The sequence below is a fragment of the Tistrella sp. genome, from assembly GCF_002684955.1.
GTDB lineage: Bacteria > Pseudomonadota > Alphaproteobacteria > Tistrellales > Tistrellaceae > Tistrella > Tistrella mobilis.
In genome coordinates, this window is record NZ_NYWI01000030.1 from 133,861 (window position 1) to 156,719 (window position 22,859).

24 protein-coding genes and 1 tRNA gene are annotated in these 22,859 nt (G+C 67.8%); 7 read left to right on the forward strand and 18 right to left on the reverse strand.

Features of this window, described 5'->3' with window-relative positions; all coding sequences use genetic code 11:
• Positions 1 to 47: 47 nt before the first annotated feature.
• The 3 genes from CMO28_RS09520 (at position 48) to CMO28_RS09530 (ending at position 2,953) form a co-directional block, all read left to right on the forward strand.
• Positions 48 to 1,193: a Fic family protein gene (locus CMO28_RS09520; protein WP_296712912.1), complete on the forward strand. Its 1,146-nt coding sequence runs from the start codon at positions 48 to 50 to the stop codon at positions 1,191 to 1,193.
• 113 nt (positions 1,194 to 1,306) lie between these two features.
• Entirely contained in the window at positions 1,307 to 1,540 is a 234-nt protein-coding gene (locus CMO28_RS09525) for a DUF1272 domain-containing protein (protein WP_296712914.1), read from the forward strand.
• Between the two features lie 126 nt (positions 1,541 to 1,666).
• Positions 1,667 to 2,953 (forward strand): cation:proton antiporter, encoded by a 1,287-nt coding sequence (locus CMO28_RS09530; RefSeq protein ID WP_296712916.1) that lies wholly within the window; start codon positions 1,667 to 1,669, stop codon positions 2,951 to 2,953.
• An 81-nt stretch (positions 2,954 to 3,034) separates the two neighbouring features.
• Here the strand turns inward: CMO28_RS09530 and CMO28_RS09535 are convergent.
• The 7 genes from CMO28_RS09535 to CMO28_RS09565 all read right to left on the reverse strand — a co-directional run bounded on the left by CMO28_RS09535 (position 3,035) and on the right by CMO28_RS09565 (position 8,889).
• Positions 3,035 to 3,124: transfer RNA gene (locus CMO28_RS09535), tRNA-Ser, on the reverse strand.
• Positions 3,125 to 3,277: 153 nt separating this feature from the next.
• The gene (locus CMO28_RS09540) at positions 3,278 to 4,051 is read right to left on the reverse strand and encodes a succinate dehydrogenase iron-sulfur subunit (protein ID WP_062770477.1); all 774 of its coding nucleotides are present in this window, start codon (positions 4,049 to 4,051) and stop codon (positions 3,278 to 3,280) included.
• Positions 4,052 to 4,094: 43 nt separating this feature from the next.
• Positions 4,095 to 5,885 (reverse strand): succinate dehydrogenase flavoprotein subunit, encoded by a 1,791-nt coding sequence (gene sdhA, locus CMO28_RS09545; protein ID WP_296712919.1) that lies wholly within the window; start codon positions 5,883 to 5,885, stop codon positions 4,095 to 4,097.
• 7 nt (positions 5,886 to 5,892) lie between these two features.
• Positions 5,893 to 6,273: a succinate dehydrogenase, hydrophobic membrane anchor protein gene (sdhD, locus tag CMO28_RS09550; protein ID WP_014746789.1), complete on the reverse strand. Its 381-nt coding sequence runs from the start codon at positions 6,271 to 6,273 to the stop codon at positions 5,893 to 5,895.
• Between the two features lie 49 nt (positions 6,274 to 6,322).
• Entirely contained in the window at positions 6,323 to 6,709 is a 387-nt protein-coding gene (gene sdhC / locus CMO28_RS09555; RefSeq protein WP_296712922.1) for a succinate dehydrogenase, cytochrome b556 subunit, read from the reverse strand.
• 229 nt (positions 6,710 to 6,938) lie between these two features.
• Positions 6,939 to 8,006: a MaoC family dehydratase gene (locus tag CMO28_RS09560; RefSeq protein WP_296712924.1), complete on the reverse strand. Its 1,068-nt coding sequence runs from the start codon at positions 8,004 to 8,006 to the stop codon at positions 6,939 to 6,941.
• A 10-nt stretch (positions 8,007 to 8,016) separates the two neighbouring features.
• A complete protein-coding gene (locus CMO28_RS09565; protein WP_296712925.1) occupies positions 8,017 to 8,889 on the reverse strand; it encodes an HpcH/HpaI aldolase/citrate lyase family protein in 873 nt (290 codons plus the stop codon).
• 435 nt (positions 8,890 to 9,324) lie between these two features.
• Between CMO28_RS09565 and pdxY the strand changes: the two genes are divergently transcribed.
• Positions 9,325 to 10,191: a pyridoxal kinase gene (pdxY, locus tag CMO28_RS09570; RefSeq protein ID WP_062770489.1), complete on the forward strand. Its 867-nt coding sequence runs from the start codon at positions 9,325 to 9,327 to the stop codon at positions 10,189 to 10,191.
• Between the two features lie 34 nt (positions 10,192 to 10,225).
• Here pdxY and CMO28_RS09575 read toward each other — a convergent pair whose 3' ends face one another.
• The gene (locus tag CMO28_RS09575; protein WP_197465320.1) at positions 10,226 to 10,717 is read right to left on the reverse strand and encodes an Lrp/AsnC family transcriptional regulator; all 492 of its coding nucleotides are present in this window, start codon (positions 10,715 to 10,717) and stop codon (positions 10,226 to 10,228) included.
• Between the two features lie 235 nt (positions 10,718 to 10,952).
• On the opposite strand from CMO28_RS09575, the gene CMO28_RS09580 reads away from it, so the two are divergent.
• Genes CMO28_RS09580 through CMO28_RS09590 form a run of 3 tightly spaced genes read left to right on the forward strand, consistent with a single transcriptional unit; the run spans position 10,953 to position 13,306 of the window.
• A complete protein-coding gene (locus CMO28_RS09580; protein ID WP_296712928.1) occupies positions 10,953 to 11,717 on the forward strand; it encodes a YqcI/YcgG family protein in 765 nt (254 codons plus the stop codon).
• 3 nt (positions 11,718 to 11,720) lie between these two features.
• Positions 11,721 to 12,059 (forward strand): cupin domain-containing protein, encoded by a 339-nt coding sequence (locus CMO28_RS09585; RefSeq protein ID WP_296712931.1) that lies wholly within the window; start codon positions 11,721 to 11,723, stop codon positions 12,057 to 12,059.
• The gene (locus tag CMO28_RS09590; protein WP_296712932.1) at positions 12,056 to 13,306 is read left to right on the forward strand and encodes an APC family permease; all 1,251 of its coding nucleotides are present in this window, start codon (positions 12,056 to 12,058) and stop codon (positions 13,304 to 13,306) included. The genes CMO28_RS09585 and CMO28_RS09590 overlap by 4 nt, the downstream gene beginning before the upstream one ends.
• A 12-nt stretch (positions 13,307 to 13,318) precedes the next feature.
• Here CMO28_RS09590 and CMO28_RS09595 read toward each other — a convergent pair whose 3' ends face one another.
• From CMO28_RS09595 to ffh, 10 genes are all read right to left on the reverse strand, one after another.
• Positions 13,319 to 13,978 carry a 2OG-Fe(II) oxygenase gene (locus tag CMO28_RS09595; RefSeq protein ID WP_296712934.1) on the reverse strand — a complete coding sequence of 220 codons (660 nt, stop codon included), beginning with the start codon at positions 13,976 to 13,978 and terminating at the stop codon, positions 13,319 to 13,321.
• A 13-nt stretch (positions 13,979 to 13,991) separates the two neighbouring features.
• Positions 13,992 to 15,050: an aspartate-semialdehyde dehydrogenase gene (locus tag CMO28_RS09600; RefSeq protein WP_296712935.1), complete on the reverse strand. Its 1,059-nt coding sequence runs from the start codon at positions 15,048 to 15,050 to the stop codon at positions 13,992 to 13,994.
• 180 nt (positions 15,051 to 15,230) lie between these two features.
• The gene (leuB, locus tag CMO28_RS09605) at positions 15,231 to 16,340 is read right to left on the reverse strand and encodes a 3-isopropylmalate dehydrogenase (protein WP_062770502.1); all 1,110 of its coding nucleotides are present in this window, start codon (positions 16,338 to 16,340) and stop codon (positions 15,231 to 15,233) included.
• A 127-nt stretch (positions 16,341 to 16,467) separates the two neighbouring features.
• Positions 16,468 to 17,085, reverse strand: coding sequence for a 3-isopropylmalate dehydratase small subunit (leuD, locus tag CMO28_RS09610; RefSeq protein WP_296712940.1), 618 nt, complete (start codon positions 17,083 to 17,085; stop codon positions 16,468 to 16,470).
• Positions 17,086 to 17,123: 38 nt separating this feature from the next.
• The gene (leuC, locus tag CMO28_RS09615; protein ID WP_296712942.1) at positions 17,124 to 18,527 is read right to left on the reverse strand and encodes a 3-isopropylmalate dehydratase large subunit; all 1,404 of its coding nucleotides are present in this window, start codon (positions 18,525 to 18,527) and stop codon (positions 17,124 to 17,126) included.
• A 339-nt stretch (positions 18,528 to 18,866) separates the two neighbouring features.
• Positions 18,867 to 19,247 (reverse strand): 50S ribosomal protein L19, encoded by a 381-nt coding sequence (rplS, locus tag CMO28_RS09620; RefSeq protein WP_014746766.1) that lies wholly within the window; start codon positions 19,245 to 19,247, stop codon positions 18,867 to 18,869.
• A gap of 221 nt (positions 19,248 to 19,468) precedes the next feature.
• Positions 19,469 to 20,236, reverse strand: coding sequence for a tRNA (guanosine(37)-N1)-methyltransferase TrmD (gene trmD / locus CMO28_RS09625; RefSeq protein ID WP_296712944.1), 768 nt, complete (start codon positions 20,234 to 20,236; stop codon positions 19,469 to 19,471).
• Entirely contained in the window at positions 20,233 to 20,814 is a 582-nt protein-coding gene (gene rimM / locus CMO28_RS09630; RefSeq protein ID WP_082828914.1) for a ribosome maturation factor RimM, read from the reverse strand. Before rimM ends, trmD begins: the two co-directional genes overlap by 4 nt.
• Before the next feature lie 49 nt (positions 20,815 to 20,863).
• Positions 20,864 to 21,229 (reverse strand): 30S ribosomal protein S16, encoded by a 366-nt coding sequence (gene rpsP, locus CMO28_RS09635; protein WP_014746763.1) that lies wholly within the window; start codon positions 21,227 to 21,229, stop codon positions 20,864 to 20,866.
• A 98-nt stretch (positions 21,230 to 21,327) separates the two neighbouring features.
• Entirely contained in the window at positions 21,328 to 22,683 is a 1,356-nt protein-coding gene (gene ffh / locus CMO28_RS09640; RefSeq protein ID WP_014746762.1) for a signal recognition particle protein, read from the reverse strand.
• Between the last annotated feature and the right edge of the window lie 176 nt (positions 22,684 to 22,859).

Here is a 22,859-nt window from a genome sequence, read left to right on the forward strand (position 1 = left end):
ACGCTAACGCAGTTGTGTCTCGAATAAGCCGAAAAGCGAGAGCCAACATGAATGACGCCCGCTCTCCCGCCGGTTTCGATCCGAGCGATGCCGTTCAGTATCACTATGATCGGTTTCCGCCGCGGATGCTCGATCACGCACGGCTGATCAAGCCCATGTCGGAGGCTGCGGCAGCACTGGCCCGTTACGATCAGATGCTCAAGGGCATGCACAGCAGCGATATTCTGCTGGCGCCCCTCCGCAGCCGCGAGGCTGTGATTTCATCCCGCATGGAAGGGACTGTCAGCACTCTTGATGAAGTTCTGCGCCTGGAAGCGGAGCAGGAGGATGATGGTGACGTCGAGCATACGAACGCCCGCAGCGAAACGATCGAGGTTTTTCTATACGGCCGGGCCATGAAGATGGCGCAGGCTTCCATGAAGGATGGGGCACCCCTGTCAAAGTGGTTGATTCGTTCTGCACATAAGGTTCTGCTCGGTTTTGGCCGAGGGTCGCATCTTTCCCCCGGTGAATTTAAGACAGAGCAGAATTATCTGGCGGATCGGGGGAGCCGGAAGATTCTGTTTGTTCCCATCAGCCCGCAGCGACTGGATGAAGGCCTGGATCGCTTTTTCGATTTTTTGAAGGATGACGACTGCGAAATTCACATCCGCACTGCCATCGCACACCTGGAGTTCGAAGCACTGCATCCTTTCAAGGACGGGAACGGCCGTATCGGCCGCATGCTGATCCCATTGATGCTTTGGAAATCCGGCAAGATTTCCGAGCCGTATTTTTATATCAGTGAATTCTTCGAACAAAATAAAGATGAATATATTGATCGCATGAGATACGTCTCTGCTTCCGGAAAATGGGAAGAGTGGGTCGTATTCTTTTTGACTGCAATCGAGTCCCAGGCGCGGCAGAATCTGGAAAAAGCCGAGCAGATCCGAACGCTCTATGAGGAAATGAAAGGCCACTTTAGGGAAACATTGTCATCAAAGTGGGCCATTACGGCTCTTGATTTTATTTTTACGCGCCCGGTGTTTCGGAACAATACGTTCACCAGTCGGTCCGGCATTCCTGCGCCGACAGCACATAAGTTTACCAAGAATCTGCTTGATGCGGGCCTGTTAAACACGCTGGAACCAGCGGCTGGGCGACGACCGGCGCTTTATGCCTTCGAGCCGTTGATTTCGCTGGTGCGCGGCTGAGGCGCCTGCGACCGGAAAAGCGGGCTATGCCGCCTTGTCCGGTCGTGCGGACCGGCCCCATCCTGGGGCAGTGGGGCCATGGGGGGCCCTGTCAGGAGAAGGGAGGCTGCCTGATGCTCGACATGCGACCCGGCTGCGAGTGCTGCGATGTGGACCTGCCGGCGGATGCGCCGGGGGCTTTCATCTGTTCATTCGAATGCACCTTCTGCGAGAGCTGTGCCGGGGGCCGGCTTGGCGGGGTCTGCCCGAATTGCGGGGGCGGGCTGGTGGCGCGGCCGGTGCGGCCGACGGCGCTGCTCGGCCGCCATCCGGCTTCCACCCGGCGGGTGGTGAAGGAGGCCGGCTGAACCCGCGCATCAGCCCGGACGGATGTCCGGCAGGGCGGGTGAGGGCGGAACATCGGCGGGCGTGGCAGGATTGGCCGGACAAGCCCCGACCACTTCTCTTCCGCGCGCGCCCACGGGATTTCCGTCATGCACAGCCCTGCCTTCTTCGCCTTCGTTCTTCTGGCCGGCGCCACCATCTGGCTGCTGGGCCTGACGGGCAAGCGGATGAAGCGTGTGATTGCCCCGCCATTGCTGGCGCTGGCGGCGGGCGCCCTGCATCGCCTGATCTTCGGGCAGGTGATGCCCCGCGACGAGCTGCTCGGCATGATGGAGACCCTGTGCTGGTTCGCCGTCGGCTTCGGCGTCGCCTCGATCGCCCTCAGGCTGAGGGGGCGGGATATCCGCAGCCTGCTCGGCACCGGCGGCGTTCTGGTGCTGGTGGCCATGGCCGGCATGTGGGTCGTGACCACGATGATCGTCGCCTTGATCTTCGGCCTGCCGCTGCTGGTCGCGGCGGTGATCGGCGCGATCCTGACCCCGACCGACCCGGTGATCGCCTCGTCGATCGTTACCGGCCCCTTCGCCGAACGGCATATCCCGGCGCGGATCCGGCAGATGCTGTCCTTCGAATCGGGCGGCAATGACGGGCTGGCCTTTCTGTTCATGTTTCTGCCGATCCTGCTGCTTCATGATGCGACCGACGGCTGGGGCGACTGGCTGCTGCGGGTCGGGCTCTGGCAGGTGGTGGCCGCCGGGGTGATCGGGCTCGGGCTCGGCCATGGGGCCGGCCGGGCGCTGAAGGCCGCGCGAGCGGCGGGGCAGATCGGCCGCCGGTCGCTGATGCTGGCCAGCCTGACCTTCATGGTCGGGCTGTTGGGCCTGATGAAACTGATCGACACCGACAGCATCTGGGCCGCCTTCCTGGCCGGGCTGGCCCTGGCGACGGCCTTGGGCGACGAGGTGCGCGAGGCGGCGGACCAGTACGAGGAGGGCGGCAACAATCTGGCCATGGTGCCTGCGCTGATGCTGTTCGCGATGGCGGTGCCCTGGGGGGCGTGGGGCGGCATCTGGGGGGCCGGCCTGCTGGCGCTCGGCCTGGTACTGGCCTTCCGGCGGCTGCCGGTGATCTGGCTGCTCTATCTGCTGCTGAAGCCCGGCGCGGGACGGCCGGCACCTTCGGCGGCGGACCAGGCACGCGACGGGGTCGACCCGCGCCCCTTCCGGGCGCCGCACGATGTCTGGTTCTATGGCTGGTTCGGCCCGATCGGCCTGTCGGCGATGTTCTATGCCGGTGCGGCCCATCGCGAACTGGCGGATCCGCGGCTCTGGCCGATCACCAGCTTCCTGATCGCCGGCTCCATTCTTGCCCATGGGCTGACCGCGGCGCCGTTCACCCGGCTCTATGCCAGGGCAGCCCGGGACGATCGGTCCTGAAGACGAAACGGCCCGGCACTTTGCAGCGCCGGGCCGTTCGAAACCGGTCGTCCGTTCACCGCCGGAACCGGCGGGAGCGAATGGCGGAGAGGGTGGGATTCGAACCCACGGTACGCTCGCGCGCACAACGGTTTTCGAGACCGCCCCGATCGACCACTCTGGCACCTCTCCGCTCGGGACGGCGCGGACCTTATCCGAAGAGGGGCAGGGGCGCAAGCCCTGTCTGTGACGGAATGAAAACGGCCGGCCCCGTCGCCAGGGCCGGCCGATTTTTATTGGTCCGAAGGGTGCCTTGCCTTAGCGGCGGGCAATCATCGTCCCGCCTTAGCGGCGGGCAACCATCATCTTCTTGATCTCCGCGATCGCCTTGGCCGGGTTCAGGCCCTTGGGGCAGGTCTTCGCGCAGTTCATGATGGTGTGGCAGCGATACAGGCGGAACGGATCCTCGAGCGTGTCGAGGCGGTCGCCGGTGTCCTCGTCGCGGCTGTCGGCCAGCCAGCGATAGGCCTGAAGCAGGATCGCCGGGCCCAGATAGCGGTCGCTGTTCCACCAGTAGCTGGGGCAGCTGGTCGAGCAGCAGGCGCAGAGAATGCACTCGTAGAGACCGTCGAGCTGCTCGCGCTCTTCGGGGCTCTGCAGGCGTTCACGCGCCGGCGCCGGGCTCTGGCTGCGCAGCCAGGGCTTGATCGACGCATACTGGGCGTAGAAGTTGGTCATGTCGGGAACGAGGTCCTTCACCACCTGCATGTGGGGAAGGGGGTAGATCTTCACCTCGCCCGCCACGTCCTCGATCGGCTTCAGACACGCAAGCGTGTTGCCGCCGTCGATGTTCATGGCGCAGGAGCCGCAGATGCCTTCACGGCACGAACGGCGGAAGGTGAGGGTCGGATCGACCTCGTTCTTGATCTTGATCAGCGCGTCCAGAACCATCGGACCGCAATGATCGAGATCGACCTCGTAGGTGTCCACCGACGGCGTTTCGCCGCTGTCGGGGTTCCAACGGTAGATCTTGAAAACCTTGACGTTCTTCGCGCCGTCCGCCTTGTAGGTCTTGCCCTGGCGGATCTGCGAATTCTTGGGAAGCCGGAACTGGGCCATCGCTCGTCTCGTCCTCGGTCGACGTGGGGTCGTTAAGGCGGCGTCAGTAGACGCGCGCCTTCGGCGGGAACACCTCGACCTCGTTGGTCAGCGTCGTCATATGCACCGGGCGATAGTCGAAGGCGACCTCGCCCTCGTCCGAGCAGTAGGCGACGGTGTGCTTCATCCAGTCCTTGTCGTCGCGGTCCGGATAATCCTCGCGGGCATGGGCGCCCCGGCTTTCCGGCCGGTTTGCGGCACCGGCGATGGTGACCAGCGCCTGACCCAGAAGGTTGTCCAGCTCCAGCGTCTCGACCAGATCCGAGTTCCAGACCAGCGAGCGGTCGGTGACGCGGAGATTGTCGCGCTGGGCGTAGATCTTGTGCATCTCGGCCAGACCCTCTTCCAGCACCTCGCCGGTGCGGAAGACGGCGCAGTTGTTCTGCATGGTGCGCTGCATCTCGTCGCGGAGTTCCGCGGTCGAAACGGTGCCGTTGGCATGGCGCAGCTTGTCGAAGCGGGCGATCGCCCGTTCCGAAGCATCCGCGCTGATTGCCTTGTGCGGCTCACCCGGCTTCACGATCTCGGCGGCGCGGATCGCGGCCGCGCGGCCGAACACCACCAGGTCGAGCAGCGAGTTGGAGCCCAGACGGTTGGCGCCGTGCACCGACACGCAGGCCGCCTCGCCGATCGCCATCAGCCCGGGCACGACCTCGTCCGGATTGCCGGCCGTGGGACGGACGACCTCGGTGCGATGATTGGTCGGGATGCCGCCCATGTTGTAGTGGACGGTCGGCAGCACCGGGATCGGCTCCTTGGTCACGTCGACACCCGCGAACACCTTCGCGGTTTCGGCGATGCCCGGCAGGCGCTGATGGATGATCTCGGGATCGAGATGCTCCAGGTGCAGATGGATGTGGTCGTTGCGCTTGCCGACGCCGCGGCCCTCGCGGATCTCGATGGTCATCGCGCGGCTGACGACGTCGCGCGAGGCAAGATCCTTGGCCGAGGGTGCATAGCGCTCCATGAAGCGCTCACCATTGGAGTTGGTGAGATAGCCGCCCTCGCCGCGCACGCCCTCGGTGATCAGGCAGCCGGCGCCGTAGATGCCGGTCGGGTGGAACTGCACGAACTCCATGTCCTGCAGCGGCAGGCCGGCGCGCAGCACCATCGCATTGCCGTCACCCGTGCAGGTATGGGCCGAGGTGCAGGAGAAATAGGCCCGGCCGTAGCCGCCGGTGGCGATCACGACCAGATGCGAGCGGAAGCGGTGCAGGATGCCGGTCGCCAGATCCCAGCTCATCACGCCGCGGCAGGCACCCTCGTCGTCCATGATCAGGTCGAGCGCGAAATGCTCGATGAAGAACTCGGCGTCGTTCTTCAGGGCCTGCTGGTAGAGGGTGTGCAGGATGGCGTGGCCGGTGCGGTCGGCGGCGGCGCAGGGGCGCTGGGCGCGGCCCTGGCCGAAGCGGGTGGTCATGCCGCCGAAGGGGCGCTGATAGATCTTGCCCTCTTCGGTGCGCGAGAATGGCACGCCGAAATGTTCGAGCTCGATGATCGCCGGGATCGCCTCGCGGCACATGTATTCGATGGCGTCCTGGTCGCCCAGCCAGTCCGACCCTTTGACGGTGTCGTACATGTGCCAGCGCCAGTCGTCCTCGCCCATGTTGCCGAGCGCGGCCGAGATGCCGCCCTGCGCCGCCACGGTGTGGCTGCGGGTGGGGAACACCTTGGTGATGCAGGCGGTCTTCAGACCCTTCGCGGCCATGCCCATGGTCGCACGCAGACCGGCGCCGCCGGCGCCGACGACCACGATGTCGTATTCATGGTCGATGATCTTGTAAGCCGTGGTCATTTCGCGTTCAGCCTCCGAAGGCGAGCTTCAGCACCGAGACGACGCAGGCGATGCCGACGATGACCACGGCGAAGGTCATGGCGGTCAGCGACGCGATCTTGCATGCCTCGTTGTGCACGTAATCCTCGATGACGACCTGCAGGCCCAGTTTCGCATGCCAGAACAGGCTGACCAGGAAAGCGATCATCAGTGCGGCGGAGACCGGCGAGGACATCCAGTCCACCATCTCCAGCCGGCCGGCGCCCAGATGCGCGATCACCGAAATCACGAACCACAGGGTCAACGGCACCATGGCCATGGCGGTCACCCGCTGAAGCCACCAGTGCTGGACACCTTCTTTAGCCGAGCCCAGCCCGCGAACGCGGGCGAGGGGATTGCGCAAGCTCATCTTGATCGTCCTCGAACCAGCCGCAGTTTCTGCAGTCTTTTCTCGCCCATCAGACCGACAGGCCGATGATCCAGGCCAGCAGGGTCAGGCCGCCTGCGGCGACCAGCACGATGCGGCCCATCTTCTCGGCCTGTTTGACGTCGAAGCCGTAGCCTGCATCCCAGACCAGGTGCCGGATGCCGTTCGCCATGTGGTAGAACAGCGCCAGCGTCCAGCCGAACATCAGCAGCATGCCGAACCACGAGCCGAGAAAGCCCTGCACGGTTTCGAAAGACTCAGCGCCCGTCGCAGCGGCGATCAGCCACCAGGCGAGCAGCAGGGTGCCGACGCTCAACGCCACGCCGGTGGCGCGGTGCGAGATCGACATGAGCGCCGTCAGCGGCAGGCGGTAGACCTGCAGATGCGGCGAAAGCGGTCGGTTGTCGGTCTTGGCCATGGGCTTCTAGAACCTGCACTCCAGGGGCTCGTCCCGGCATGGCGAGGGTACCCCGCCGGGCGGCTCAACGTTTACGGCTTGAAAACGCACGCCTTTCGTCACGCCGTACTGAATAGGCCCAGCCGCCGCCCAAGTCAACGAAAGCCCGGCGAAAGTCGCACCCCCCACGCCATGCGCAGGCACAGGGGGCCGGAACCGGGCGCCCGAAGGTTGTGGGCGGCGGCGCTGTTCAGCCGCGGCGCGGCACCAGCACGGTGTAATCTAGGTCGAGAACGACGTCGGCAAGATATTTGCCGTCGGCATCTTTGAGCGGGAAGTCGGCGGCGGCCCGATTCTTGGCGGCAATGAGACGCAGTCGCAATGCACCCAGATCGGTGCGCCCGGGCAGGGCGTCGGCCGAGATCACTTCGGACCAGGCGTGGATGGTGTCGCCGGCGAAGGTGGGGTTGGCATGGGCACCGGCATTGATCGCCGCCACCCGGACGATGTTGGCCAGGCCGTTGAACGACAGCGACCGGGCCAGGCTGATGATGTGACCGCCATAGATCAGCCGCCGGCCGAAGCGGTTGCCATTGGCTTCCAGCTGGTTGAAATGAACCTTGGCGGTGTTCTGATAGAGGCGCGTCGCGATCTGATGCTCGGCCTCTTCGATGGTCATGCCGTCGACATGATCGATGCGCTCGCCGGGGCTGTAGTCCTCGAAGGCGTGCGGCTCCCCTGAGAGGGCGAAATCGAAGCCGCGGGCATCCAGCCCGGTCGGCACCACCAGATCGGCGGCATCGACCGCCCTGGGCAGATCGGCGGGCGGGCAGTCATGGGTGGCGGAGACATCAGTGCCGGGGGCGCGGCGCTTCACCATCACCCAGCGGACGTAGTCCAGCACCATCTCGCCCCGCTGGTTGCGCCCGGTGGAGCGCACCCAGACCACACCGGTCTGGCCGTTGCCGTTGGGCTTGAGGCCGATGACGGTGGAGCGGGTGGAAAGCGTGTCGCCGGCAAAGACCGGCACGCCGAACCGGCCGCCGGCATAGCCCAGATTGGCGACCGCGTTCAGCGAGACGTCGGGGACGGTCTTGCCGAAGACGACGTGGAAGACGAGCAGATCGTCGATCGGCGCGCCGCCGAGACCCAGGCTGCGGGCGAATTCGGCCGAGGAATTCACCGCGAAGCGGGTGCCGTAGAGCGCGGTATACAGCGACTGGTCGCCCTCGGTCACCGTGCGCGGGGTGGCGTGGACGATTTCCTCACCCAGGGTGAAGTCTTCGAAGAAGCGGCCGGGATTGGTCTTCTGTGCCATCGGTGCCGCCTCAGCCCAGGGTCTTGATCTGCTCTGCCATGTCGAGCAGGCGGCGGGCGCCGACCACATGCAGGTTCTCGACCAGCTTGCCGTCGACCACGACCACGCCTTTGCCCTCGGCAACCGCGGCCTGATGGGCGGCAATGATCTTTTCGGCCTTGGCGATATCGGCCTCCGACGGGCCGAAGGCCTCGTTGGCGGCGGCGAGCTGCTTGGGATGGATCAGGGTCTTGCCGTCCATGCCGAGTTCCGCACCCTGGCGGCAGACGCGAGCGAAGCCCTCTTCGTCGTCCAGATCCAGGTGCACGCCGTCCATGACCGCGAGGTCGAAGGCGCGGGCGGCCAGGATGCACAGCGACAGGCTGGCGAGGAAGGGCAGGCGCTCCGGGGTATGGGCGCAGTGGAGATCCTTGGCGAGATCCGAGGTGCCGAGCACCAGACCCGCCAGGCGCGGGGTGGCGCCGGCGACTTCCTCGGCCCTGAGGATGGCGAGCGGGGTTTCCATCATCACCCACAGCTTCAGATCGTCGGGCGCCCCCGCATCGCGCAGCACCGCTTCCGCCTGACGCACGCCTTCGGCACCGTCGACCTTGGGGATCAGCACGCCATCGGCGCCGCTCTTCGCCGCCGCGACCAGATCCGCATGGCCCCAGGGGGTGGTGAGCGCATTCACGCGCATGATCAGCTCGCGATTGCCGTAGCCGCCTTCAGCCAGCGCCGCCACCACATTGGCGCGGGCGGCGTCCTTCGCATCCGGCGCGCAGCTGTCTTCCAGGTCCAGGATCAGCGCGTCGGCCGCGAGGCTCCGGGCCTTGTCGAGGGCGCGGGTATTGGCACCCGGCATATAAAGCATGCTGCGGCGGGGACGATTGGTCTTGGCCATGTCGCGGGCTTCCGTGGCTGGGGTGAATGGCGGAAAGGCGATCCCCGGCCGGACCCCGAGAAGGCCGCACCCGCGGCGCCGGATCCGCGGGCAGGGATCCGTGCGGCGGGACGGGAAGAAGGCCCGGCCGGCTCGCGCGCGACTATAAACCACCTTGTGCCGCTGCGAAAGCGTTGCGCAGATCCGTTCCGCAACGCAACAAAGTTGCCGACCCGGGCCTGCTGCGGCTGCAGGGCCGGGCTGCAGCCGCCGGCGGTGCGCAGGGGTTGAAGCCTCCGGCCCGGCCGTGCAAGCATCCAGGTCCGCGGCGCCTGCGAACACGGGCTGCCGCCGGAAGCCGGTCGCCACCCCCGACTTCCGTCTCCCGCCCCTGATCCCCTCTATGTCCGGTGCAGCCCAGGCGCTGCCGGACCCTGCGTTTTGGGAGTACCGCCGATGACTGTCCTCAGCATCCAGTCACGGGTGAGCTTCGGCCATGTCGGCAACTGCGCCGCCACTCTGCCGCTGGAGCGGCTGGGCCAGGAGGTCTGCCCGATCGACACGGTGCGGTTCAGCAGCAACCCCCGCTATCCCGGCTGGCGAGGCACCGTGGTCGACGAGACCGAGATGCGCGGCATCGTCGAGGGGCTGGACGCCCTGCCCGAAGAGGCGGGCGGCGGGCTCGGTTTCGTGCGGGCGGTGCTGACCGGCTATTTCGGCAGCGCCGGCCAGGTGACCGTGGCGGCGGATGCGGTGGACCGGGTCCGCCGGCGGGTGCCCGGGGCCTTCTATCTGTTCGATCCGGTGATCGGCGACTATCCGGGCGGGCGCTATGTCCAGCCGGGCGTGGCCGAGGCGATGGTCGAACATCTGCTGCCGCGCGCCAATCTGGTGGTGCCCAATCATTTCGAACTCGACCATCTGACGGGCCGCCACACCCGCACCCGCGCCGAGGTGATCGAGGCGCTGGACCGGCTGGCGGCCATGGGGCCCGAGATGGCGGTGGCGACCTCGGTCAAGGTTGCCGAGACGGCGGCGGGGTCGGTGGAGGTGATCGCGGTCGGCCGCGCCGGCCGCTTCCGGATCGAGACCCCGCTGGTGCCGGTCCATTTCTCGGGCACCGGCGACATGTTCTCGGCCGTGCTGCTCGCCGACTGGCTGACCCATCGCGACCTGTCCCGCGCCATCCGCCGGGCCGTCGCCGCCACCTGGGCGGTGGTGGAGGAAAGCCGCAAGCTGGGCGGGCCGGAACTGGCCCTGGTGGCGGCGCAGGAGGCGATGCTGGCCGCCGATTACCGTGCGGTCGGGGTTCATCCGCTCTGACGTCGGCCCGTCCGTATCTCAGCCGGCCCTTGCCTCAGCCGTCGCGCTGCCATCCGTCCAGGATCACCGCGGTCGATACCGACTTGACCGCGGTGTGCCGGGCCAGGTGGTCGCGCAGGCCGTCGAGGGCTGCGACCGAGAGGCAGTGGACGATGATGATCAGGTCGGGCGTGCCGGTCACCGCCCAGGCGGCGCGGCATTCCGGGCGCTGACGGATGGTGGCGAGCAGGCCGCGATGGCTGCCGGTGCGGGCGACGATCGAGAACAGGGCGTCGATGCCGCGATCTGCGGTGGTGGCTGCCGGCAGGGCGGTTTCGACCGTGAAGCGGCGGATAACCCCCTGTGCCTGCAGGCGATCGATCCGGCGGCGGATGGCGGGACGCGAGGTGCCGATCAGGGCGGCCAACGTGCTGATGCTGCGGCGGGCATCCTCGCGCAGCAGGTCGATCAGCTGCAGATCGGTCTCGCTCAGGGACGGCTCCGGCGCGTCGCGGCGCCGGCCGGGTGAGGCCTGGTCCTGAGACATGATCATGGGGTCCGGTGCGGATGCGTGCCCCTGGTTATTGCCCAGGGGTTTCATTATGGTATGAAGTGTTCAATTTGAACTCTGGTCTGGCGAGCAATGCAACGGTTAAGTGTGCGGTGACTGCGGTCGCAACTTGTAGCTTCCAAATCGATGTGGGGACGTCGATTTGCGGGGTCTGCGGCCGCACCCCCGCCATCGCCAGTCATGGGAAGACATCATGTTCGATACGGGACCGATGTCCGCTGCACCCGCGCCCTATCTGTCGCGCGACGATCTTGCCGGCCGGCTGCCTGCGGGCAGCTGGCAGCGGGTGGTGTATGACGAATTCGCCGCCACCATTTCCAGCCCGGTCCGGCCTTTCCCCTGCGTGTTCGGGGTGAAGGGCTTCGAGACCGACCAGCTGCGCTATCTGTTCATCGACGACGAGGCCGCCGATCCCGACGGGCCGGCGGCCGACCGGCTGGCCGCGGCGCTGGGCCGGTTCGTGGCCGAGGCCCGCAGCTTCGGGCCCCATGCCTCTCTGGTCGCCTTCTTCCGCCCTGGTCGGGTGGCTGCGATCGAGGAATACCGGGCGCGGATGTGGGGGCTGCTGGCGGCGCTGGCCCGACGCGATGCGGCGCCCTGGCCGGCGGAGATCCCCGCCGGCACCGATGAAGCGCTCTGGGAGTTCTGCTTCGCGGGAGAGCCGATCTTCGTGGTCTGCAATACCCCCGCCCATATCGCCCGCCAGAGCCGGCGGTCCAGCACCTTCATGCTGACCTTCCAGCCGCGCTGGGTGTTCGACAAAATCCTGGGGACGGAACAGGCCGCCGCGACGTCGTTCGCCAAGGTGCGGCGGCGGCTGGTCGCTTTCGACATGCTGCCGGCCTCGCCCGATCTCGGCCGCTATGGCGCGCCCGAGACCCGCGAGCATCGCCAGTATTTCCTGGACGACGCCAACCGGCCGGCCCCCGCCTGCCCGTTCGCGCGGCTCAGGGATACCGATGCGGAGGTGGTCTGAGCCATGGTCGAGATCCTGACCCGCCACCTGACCCCGCCGGCCCTGCCTCACCTGATCCGGACGCTGATGCCGGAACAGGGTGCGGTCGAGGTGCAGCGCGACCAGCCGGGCAAGGAACATGCCTGGCATGCCCATCCGGTGGACGAGACCCTGGTGATCCTGGAGGGGAGCCTGCGGTTCTATTGGGCGGACGCATCCGGCAACACCGAGACCGTCTGCCGCCGGGGCGATGTGATCCGGCTGCCGGCGGGTATCCGCCACGGTTCGGTGGCGCTGGAGGGGGGCGTGGTCTATCTGATCGCGCCCCGCATCGTGGAGCTGGGAGGAGGAGGGACGGCATGAGCGAGGGCGGCCGCGAACTCGCACGCAATCTGGGCCCGCTCAAAGGGGCGGCGGTGATGCTGAACATCGTGCTGGGGGCGGGGCTGCTGATCCTGCCGGGCCTGGCGGTGCGGCAGGCGGGCGATCATGCCCTGCTGGCCTGGGGCATCTGTGCGCTCGCCGCCCTGCCGCTGCTTGCGGTGTTCGTGATCCTGGGGCGGCGGTTTCCGGATGCAGGCGGCATCGGCCATTTCGCCGCCCGCGCCTTCGGCCCTGCCTGGGCGCCGGCCTCGTCCTTCATCCTGCTGGGGGCGGTGGCGATCGGCCTGCCCTCGATCGCGCTGACCGGCGGGTATTATGCCGCGGGTGCGGTGGGCGGCAGCCCGCATGCCTGGGCGGCGGGGCTGGTGACGGCGGGGTTTGCGGTGAACCTGCTGTCGGCCGCGGGGGCGGCCAGGGTGAACCAGGCGATGGCGGCCGTGCTGCTGGTGCTGCTGGGGGCAATCGCGGTGACCGGCGTGGTGCTGGTGCCGGAAGCCGCCCGCCCCCTGCCGCTGCTGCCCGACCGGATCGACTGGGCCCTGGCGCTGGCACCGTTCATGATGATCTTCTTCGCCTTCACGGGCTGGGAGATCGCGTCCAACCTGTCGGAGGAGTTCCGCGACCCGGCCCGGGATTTCCCGCGGGCGATGGCGCTGTCTTTCGTGGTGGCGGTGGTGCTCTACCTGGTCATGGCCTGGATCGCCCAGACCCGCGATCTGAATGGCCGGTTCGAGACCCCGTTCGCGGCGATCATGGACGGCCGGTTCGGGACTGTCGGCGGCCGGGCGGTGGCGGCGGTCGTGACCGTGATGATCCTGGCCAATCTGGCCGCCGCCATCTGGGGCGTGTCGCGGATGATTTTCGCCCTCGCCCGCGCCGGCACCCTGCCGTCGGCGCTGGCCGGCCTGCGGGGCGACCAGCCGGTCAGGGCGGCCGGTGTGCTGGTCGTGGTGCTGCTGGCGGTGATCGCCGCCGACGCGGCCGGCTTCAGCCGGGTCGATGTCCTGCTCGGCATCGCCGGGCAGAATTTCCTGATTCTGTATGGGGTTGCGGCGGCGGCGCTGTTCCGGCTGTCGGAAGGCCCGGGCACCCGGCTGCTCGCCGCCGCCTGCGTGGTTCTGGTGGCCGGCCTCGCCCTGGCCCAGGGCGGATCGGTGATCTATCCGCTGGTGCTGGCGGCGCTGGGGCTGGCCGTCCATCGCCGCCGGTCGCCGCGCATCGCCTGATCGGCGAGGGCGTCAGACGAAGCCGGGCCCGTGCACCCAGGCCACGAAGCTGTAGCGGCAGCCGCGGGTGACGGGCGTGACCTCGTGGACGACATAGGAGGGAAAGGCGATGGCGGTGCCCCGGCGGCGCGGGCCGGTGATCGGCACGGCCTGGGGTTCCAGGATCAGATCGCCGCCGTCATAGGTCTCGGGCGCCGAGAGCTGGATCGAGATGCCGAGCTTGCGGCGTCGGGCGCGCGGGCCCTCGCCACGGTCGACATGGCGGATATAGCCGCCGGCGATCTCGGCATCGTATCGGGCGATCTGGAAGGCTTCGTCGAAGCCGTCGAGGGCGAAGCCGAAGCGGGTGCGGTTGAGAAGGGCGGTGACCTCGGCCATCCGCCGGTCGACTGCGGCGGTGAGGTCGGGGTCGGGGCTGCTGTCGGCATCGAACCACAGCACGCGCGACCGCCGGATCCCGGCCGACTGCACCCCCTTGACCAGAGAGGCGGTATGGCCGCCCACGGCATCGAAGGCGGCGATCAGCGCATCGCAGAGCGCATCGTCGAAGACGCTGTCGAGGGCCGCGAATCCGGCAGGGCGCAGGCCGCTTGCCGGATAGACCGCCTCGTCGCGGAGCGGGGCCGGGCGGAAGGCCGGCACAGGAAGATCAAGACGGTCGGCCGGCCCCATATGGATCTCCGGATCAGGCCTCGGGTGTGGTCCCGAGGCGGGGGGTGAGGTGGTCGCGGAGCAGGGTCTCCGCAATCTCGACCGCGGTCAGCGCCTGGCCGCGATGCAGGTTGTCGGCGACGATCCAGAGATCGAGCGTGCGCGCGTCGCTCCGGTCCGACAGCAGGCGCGAGACATAGACCGGCGCCTCGCCGACGATCTCGACCGGGGTGGTGGCGGCATCCTGGTCGGCCTCGCCGCCCGGCACCGGGGCGGTGACCGCCAGATCGCGATCGTCATGCAGCGCCGCCCAGGCCGCGGCCGGGTCGATCTCGCGCTCGAAGGTGACGGAGAGCGCGATGCTGTCGCCGATGAACACCGGCACCTGTGCGGTGATGATCCGGGCGGCGATGGCGGGGCCGAGCAGGGCGCCGATGGCACCGGCGATCTCGTGCTCTTCCCGCGTGCGGCCGGTGGCGGCATCGTCGGCCTCGGCGCCGATCACGTTGAAGGCGATCTGCTTCGGAAACTGCTCGGGATCGCGGCGGTTGCCGATGAAGATGTCCTTGGTCTGGTCGAACAGCTCGTCCATCGCCGCCTTGCCGGCGCCCGAAACGGATTGCAGCACGGTGGCGGAGAGGGCGGTCACGGGGACCAGGGCATGCAGCGGCTTCAGCGCCATCGCGATCGCGACGGCGGCCGCCGGCGGGCAGGCGACGGCACGGTGGCGGCTCCAGGCCCTGAGCGCGCGCGGGTTCACCGGCACCAGGGCCTGGGGCACGCCGTCGATGCTGCGATAGGCGCCGGTCATGTCGACCACCACCGCACCCGCGGCGGCGGCGCGGGGGCCGTGCACCCTGGCGATGGCCGGCAGGCCGGCGAAGATCGCGATCGCAACGCCCGCGAAATCGAAATCGGCAAGCTTCACGAGCGGCACTTCGTGGTCGTCGCCATAGGTGAGGGCGTCGCCGCGCTGAACCTCGGTCTCCAGCGCGCGGACCCGTTCGACACCGGTTCCGCGGGCCGCCAGAACCTGCAGCACCTCGCGTCCGGCGGCACCGGCGGCACCGATCACCGCGATCACATCGGCCATGACGTCTTCCTTCGATGTCGTCTGGAAAGGGCGGGTGCGCCGTCCGTTGCCCGGGTCATCCCGACATTGGTGGGAGGGGCCGGAACGGCGTTGCGCCCGCCGGGCACCGGCGAAACTCACCGATGCCTTGCGGGCGCAACATAGGGACGAAGCCCTGTCGATGGAAGGGGCGGGGTGCGCTCAGCCCAGCTTCGCCAGTTCCTCGACGATCGCCTCGCCCATGGCCTGGGTCGAGACCCGGGTCATGCCGGGCTGCATGATGTCGCCGGTGCGCAGGCCGCGCGCCAGGACGTTGCGGACCGACTGCTCGACCTGGTTCGCCGCCTCGTCGAGGTCGAAGGAATAGCGCAGCATCATGGCGAAGCTGAGCACGGTGGCGAGCGGGTTGGCGATGCCCTGGCCGGCGATGTCGGGGGCCGAGCCGTGCACCGGCTCGTAAAGGGCGCGGCGGCGGCCGGTCTCGTCGGGATCGCCCAGCGAGGCCGAGGGCAGCATGCCGAGCGAGCCGGTCAGCATCGCGGCCTCGTCCGACAGGATGTCGCCGAAGATGTTGCCGGTGACGATCACATCGAACTGCTTCGGATTGCGGACCAGCTGCATGGCGGCATTGTCGACATACATGTGGCTGAGCTGGATGTCCTCATAGCCCTCGCCGTGGAGCTTGATGACCTCTTCGCGCCACATCTCGGTGGTCTCGACCACATTGGCCTTGTCGACCGAGCAGACCTTCGAGCCGCGCTTGCGGGCCAGATCGAAGGCGATCTTCGCCACGCGGCGGACTTCCGGCGAGGTGTAGACCATGGTGTTGATGCCGCGGCGGGTGCCGTCGGGCAGGGTCTCCACACCGCGCGGCGTGCCGAAATAGAGGTCGCCGGTCAGCTCGCGGATGATCAGGATGTCGAGGCCGGCCACCACTTCGCGCTTCAGCGTCGAGGCATCGGCCAGTTCGTCGAACACGATCGCCGGGCGCAGATTGGCGTAGAGCTGCATTTCCTTGCGCAGCTTCAGCAGGCCGCGCTCGGGCCGGATCTCGAAGGGCAGCGGCTCCCATTTCGGGCCGCCGACCGCGCCCAGCAGCACCGCATCGGCGCCCATGGCGAGGTCCAGGGTCTTGTCCGCCAGCGGCGTGCCGTAGGCGTCGATGGCGGCACCGCCGACGAGATCTTCCGCGATATCGAAGGAGAGCCCGCGGGCCTTTTCGAACCAGCCGATGATGCGGCGAACCTCGCCCATCACCTCGGGGCCGATGCCGTCACCCGGCAGGATCAGCAGCTTCTTGTTGGCGGCCATGTGTCGCGTCCGTCTTTCTGTCTCGAATGGGGGGCGATCGTCTGGGGGGGCGGTCGTCGCATCGAAGACGGCCGCGGCCGGGTCTTGCCTCCCCGCCGCGGCCCTCCTCAAGGGTCGGATCGGTCGTTCAGCCGGCGGCGTAGAGCCAGGGCTGGGCGGCCTTCTGCTTCGCCTCGAAGGCAGTGATCCGGTCTTCCGAGGTCAGCGTGATGCCGATGTCGTCGAGGCCTTCGAGCAGGCAGTGACGGCGGAAACCGTCGATCTCGAAACGGATCGGCTCGCGGCCCTGGGCGCGGATTTCCTGCGCCGCCAGATCCACGGTCATCACCGCGGTCTCGGGGTTCTCGGCCAGCGGCATCAGGCTCTGCACCAGGGCCTCGTCCAGCTCGACCGGCAGGATGCCGTTCTTGAAGCAGTTGTTGTAGAAGATGTCGGCAAAGCTCGGCGCGATCACGCAGCGGATGCCGAAATCGAGCAGCGCCCAGGGCGCATGCTCGCGGCTGGAGCCGCAGCCGAAATTGTCGCCGGCGAGCAGGATCTTCGCCTCGCGCCACGGCGCCTTGTTCAGCACGAAATCGCCGGTCTCGTTGCCGTCGCGATCATAGCGGACGTCCGAGAACAGGCCGACCCCCAGGCCGGTGCGCTTGATGGTGGTCAGATACTGCTTCGGGATGATCAGGTCGGTATCGATATTGACCCGCGGGAAGGACGCGGCGATGCCGGTCAGGGTCGTGAACTTGTCCATGGGATCAGGCTTTCGGCCGGAAGTTCAGAGAGCGGGGCTCAGAGGGCGCGCACATCGGCGAGCGTGCCGGAGATGGCGGCGGCAGCGGCCATCGACGGGCTCATCAGATGGGTGCGGCCACCGCGGCCCTGCCGGCCCTCGAAATTGCGGTTCGAGGTGGAGGCGCACCGCTCGCCTTCGCCCAGCCGGTCGGCATTCATGGCAAGGCACATCGAGCAGCCCGCTTCGCGCCATTCGAAACCGGCCTCGACGAAGATCCTGTCCAGACCCTCGGCCTCGGCCTGCTTCTTCACCAGGCCCGAGCCGGGCACGACCAGCGCCTGCACGCCCTCTGCGACCTTGCGGCCCCGGGCGATGGCTGCCGCCTCGCGCAGATCCTCGATCCGGCCGTTGGTGCACGAGCCGATGAAGACCTTCTGCACCGGCACGGCGGCAAGCGGCGTGCCGGGCTCGAGGCCCATATAGGTCAGCGCCCGTTCCATGGCCGCGCGGCGCATGGGGTCGGCGACCTCCGCCGGGTTCGGCACGGTGCCGGTGATCGGCGCCACATCCTGCGGGCTGGTGCCCCAGGTCACCTGCGGCACGATGCTGGCGGCATCGATGGTGATCTCGTCGTCGAACACCGCACCTTCGTCGGAGACCAGCGTCCGCCAATAGGCGGCGGCCTGCTCGAACATCTCGCCCTTGGGCGACATCGGGCGGTCGCGCAGATAGTCGATGGTCTTCTCGTCGACGGCGACCAGGCCGGCACGGGCGCCGGCCTCGATCGACATGTTGCAGACCGTCATCCGGCCTTCCATCGAAAGGCTGCGCATCGCCGAGCCGGCATATTCGACCACGCGGCCGGTGGCGCCGCCGGTGCCGATGCGGCCGATGATCGCGAGCACGATGTCCTTGGGGCCCACACCCTGGGGCAGATCACCCTCGACATTGATCCGCATGGTCTTCGACGGCGACTGAACCAGGGTCTGGGTCGCCATCACATGCTCGACCTCGGAGGTGCCGATGCCGAAGGCCAGGGCGCCGAAGGCACCATGGGTCGAGGTGTGGCTGTCGCCGCAGACGATGACCGTGCCGGGCAGGGTGAAGCCCTGCTCGGGCCCGATCACGTGCACGATGCCCTGACGGTCGTCCATGATCGGGAAATAGGGCACGTCGAAATGGGCGCAGTTCTCTTCCAGCGTCTCGACCTGGGTGCGCGAGACCGGATCCGCGATGCCCTGGGCCCGCTGCAAGGTCGGCACGTTGTGGTCGGCCACCGCCAGCAGCGTGTCGAGACGCCGCGGCTTGCGGCCGGCGACACGCAGACCCTCGAAGGCCTGCGGGCTCGTGACCTCGTGGATGAGCATGCGGTCGACATAGATCAGGGCCGAACCGTCCTCACGGCTCTCGACCAGGTGGCTCTCCCAGATCTTGTCGTACAGGGTACGTGGGGCGGACATCGGTTCCTCGTTCACGCTTGGGCGGTCAGCGGGCCGTCTTGACGGCGGCGATTTCCGCTGCGCGACAGATTGCGTCGCATCGGCTGCTTCGAGGGCAAGAATAATATGTCGCCGCGCCCTTGGGAAGCGGAAAGAAATGTTCAAATTCAAAGAGTTAACAGGTGGGGCCCCATTTTGGTATACCAATTGGGCATTCCGGCTGCCCGTCCTGCCCCCGCCGGCGGGCGGGCGATGCCCTGCGGGAGGGCGACGCGGGGGCGACCCCCAAACGAAAACCGCCGGCCATCCCGAAGGACGGCCGGCGGTTCGAAGCCCTGCGACTGCTGGCCCCTTGCGGGATCAGCCGGCGGCCTGGCCGCGGGTGTCGCGACGCTCGGCGATGCGGGCGGCCTTGCCTGTCCGGCCACGCAGATAGTAGAGCTTCGCGCGACGCACGCGGCCGCGGCGGACCACGTCGATGCTTTCGATCAGCGGGCTGTAGAGCGGGAACACGCGCTCGACGCCCTCGCCATACGAGATCTTGCGGACGGTGAACGAGGCGTTCAGCGAGCCGCCCTTGCGGGCGATGCACACGCCCTCATAGGCCTGCACGCGCTCGCGGTTGCCCTCGACGACGCGCAGGTTCACGCGCACCGTGTCGCCCGGCTCGAAATCCGGCACGGCGCGGGCGGCGGTCAGCTGCGCGATCTGCTCCTGTTCGAGCTGCTGGATGATGTTCATCGCACCCTACCTCTTTCGACATCCGGCGGGCGGACCGGGCCGCCTGCCTTCGCCATGTTGGGGGCCGCGCCCCGGGCGCAGGCCAGTTTCAAGTCAATGCTTTCCCGGATGATCCGGGGGTCTTCCAGGTCTTTGGTCTTCAGCTTCTTCGGTCTTCAGCTTCTTCCGGCGACCCTGACGATGCCCGGACGAAAAACCGGGGCCGGCAAGGTTGCGCGGCGTCAGGTCCCGCCGCCGCTGCCGCGGCGGCGCGCCTCACGCCGCGCCCACAGATCGGGCCGTCGCTCCCGCGTCACCGCCTCTGCCCGGTCCTGTCTCCAGGCCCGGATCCGCTCGTGGTGGCCCGAGGTCAGAACCTCCGGCACCGCGCGCCCTTCCCAGACATCGGGACGGGTGTAGTGCGGGTATTCGAGCAGGTCGTCCTCGAAGCTTTCCTCTGCCTGGGAGGCATGGGCCCCCATGACACCCGGCAACAGGCGCACGCAAGCGTCGATCATGACCAACGCTGCGAGTTCCCCACCGGAGAGGATGAAATCACCGAGGCAGATCTCCTCGAACGGCCGGGCGTCGAGAAGGCGTTGATCCACGCCTTCGAACCGGCCGCACAGGACGATGACGCCGGGCCCGGCGGCCAGACGTCTGATCCGCGATTGGGTAAGCGGTTGCCCGCGCGGAGTCAAGTAAATCAAGGCGTGGCCGGGGCATTTTTCGATCACGGCATCGATCGCGGGGGCCAGGACATCGGCCCTCATGACCATGCCGGGACCGCCCCCGGACGGCGTATCGTCGACCGCGCGATGCCGGCCGAGACCATAATCGCGCAGCTGCGTGACGCCGAGCTTCCAAAGCCCGCGGTCGAGCGCCCGCCCCGCCAGGGAATGCCCCAGCGGCCCGGGAAACATCTCGGGATAAAGGGTCAGGATTTCGGCAGACCAGGGACTCTCGCCCCTGCCGTCCTCGATCCCGTCCCCGGCCGCGGGGCCGCTCATTCCAGCCCCTCCGGCGGATCGATCACCATCCGTCCGGCTGCGACCGACACTTCGGGAACATAGGCGCGGGTGAAGGGCAGCATCATCGATGCCCGGTCGCCCGGCCGGTCGATCTCCAGAATGTCGCCCGCGCCGAAATCATGGACGGCCCGCACGCGCCCCACCACGGCGCCTGCCTGATCCACCACCTCGAGGCCGATCAGATCGGCCTGGTACCAGGTCTCTTCGTCATCCTCGATCGCCGGCAGGGCGGAGCGGGGGACGTGGAGCCGGGTGCCGGTGAGGGCGGCGGCGGCATCGCGGTCGTCCACGCCATCCACCTTCACCACCAGCCCCACCTTGTGGGGGCCGGTGATGCGGATACGGAAGGCGCGGGTGCCGGTGCGGTCATAGAGGGGGCCGTAATCCGCCACCGCCTCGGGATCCTCGGTGAACGGGCGCAGACGCACCAGCCCGCGCACCCCCTGGGGGGCGGCAAACTCGGCGATGCAGACCAGTTCTGCCGGATCGACCGGGGCGGGCTGCGGCGGGGCAGCCCGGCCCCCGGCGGGGCCGGCGGGACGTCCGGGGCGGGACATGGACGAACGGTGTTCCCTCTATGGATCGGGCCGGAAGCCTTGGCCCGGATCAGGCCTCGGCGGCAGCGGCTTCGGCGGCGGCAGCGGCGGCGGCCGCTTCCTTCATGCGCTCCTGCGCCTTCGCCTTCGGCTTGCCCTTGCTCGGGTTGCTGCGGTCGACCTTGGCGATGATGCCGGCGGCGGCCAGGAAGCGGGCAACGCGATCGGTCGGCTGGGCGCCGACGCCGACCCAGTACTGGGCGCGCTCGGTGTTCAGCACGATCCGGTTCGGATCGTCCTTGGCCGCCAGCGGGTTGTAGGTGCCGATCTTCTCGATATAGGCGCCGTCGCGGGCGTTGCGCGAATTGGCGACGACGATGCGGTAGACGGGGCTCTTCTTCGCACCGAGGCGGGTCAGGCGGATCTTCACGGACATCGGATGGAGGGTCCTGTATCGGAGGTGGTGTCTTCTTTGGAAAGACGGGGATCTTGGGAAGCGTGCGCGCGGGATGAGGCGGGGTGGAATGGCCCGGATCACATGCGCGGCAACAGGTTCTGCAGGCCGCCGCGCATCATGCCCTTCTTGCCGAGCTTGCCGACCTGTTTCATCATCTTGGCCATGTCCTGGTGCTGCTTGAGCAGCTTGTTCACGTCCTGGACGCTGCTGCCCGAGCCGGCGGCGATGCGCTTCTTGCGCGAGGCCTTGATGATCTCGGGATTGCGGCGTTCCTTCGGCGTCATCGACATGATGATCGCCTCCTGACGAACCAGGATCTTCTCGTCCAGCTTGGCGTCGTTCAGCTGCGCCTTCATCTTGGCGACACCCGGCAGCATGCCGAGCATGCCCTTCATGCCGCCCATCTTGCGCAGCTGGCGCAGCTGCTTGGCCATGTCGTCGAGATCGAAGCCCGTGCCCTTCTGGATCTTGGCGGCGAGCTTTTCGGCCTCTTCGCGGTCGATGGTCTCGGCCGCCTTCTCCACCAGCGAGACCACGTCACCCATGCCGAGAATGCGCGAGGCGATGCGCTCGGGGTGGAAGGTCTCGAGCTGGTCGAGCTTTTCGCCCTGACCCAGCAGCTTGATCGGCTTGCCGGTGACCGAACGCATGGCCAGCGCCGCACCACCGCGGGCGTCGCCGTCGACACGGGTCAGCGCGATGCCGGTCAGGCCGACACGGTCCTGGAACGTCTTGGCGATGGTCACCGCGTCCTGGCCGGTCATGGCGTCGGCGACCAGGATGGTTTCGTGCGGGCGGGCCTTCGACTTGACCGCCGCGACCTCGTCCATCAGCACGTCGTCGATATGCAGCCGGCCGGCGGTGTCGAGGATGACGACGTCATAGCCTTCGCGGGCCGCGATCTTCATCGCGCGCTCGGCGATCGCCACCGGCTTTTCGCCGAAGACGATCGGCAGGCTGCCGACCTCGGCCTGCTTCGCCAGAACTTCCAGCTGCTGCTGCGCTGCCGGACGATAGACGTCGAGCGAGGCGAGCAGGACGCGCTTCTTGTCGCGCAGGCGGAAACGACGGGCGAGCTTGGCGGAGGTGGTGGTCTTGCCCGAGCCCTGCAGGCCGACCATCATGATCGCGACCGGGGCCGGCGCGTTCAGGTCGACCTCGACCGCGTCGCCGCCCAGCATGTCCGTCAGGTGATCGTGGACGATCTTGATGACCATCTGCGCGGGGTTGATGCCACGCAGCACCTCCTGGCCGACGGCGCGTTCGCGCACGGCGGAGATGAAGTCCTTGACGACGGGGAGGGCGACATCGGCTTCCAGCAGCGCGATGCGCACTTCGCGCAGCGCCGCGGTCACGTCGGCTTCGGTCAGCGCACCACGGCGCTTCAGGCGGTCGAAGACCTCGCCGAGCCGGCCGGTCAGATTCTCGAACATCGTATCGGTTTCCGTCTCGCTCGGAGCGGGCCTGCGACGATCGCCGGCCTCTGATGCTCCCATCGGCGGGGACACATGCCTTCGTCGCCGAAGGTCTGTATCGCCCGACCGGGCGGGCGCCGGCCGGCCTCCGGCATCGGCCCCCGTTCCAGGGTGGTGATGCTGAAGATCGATCG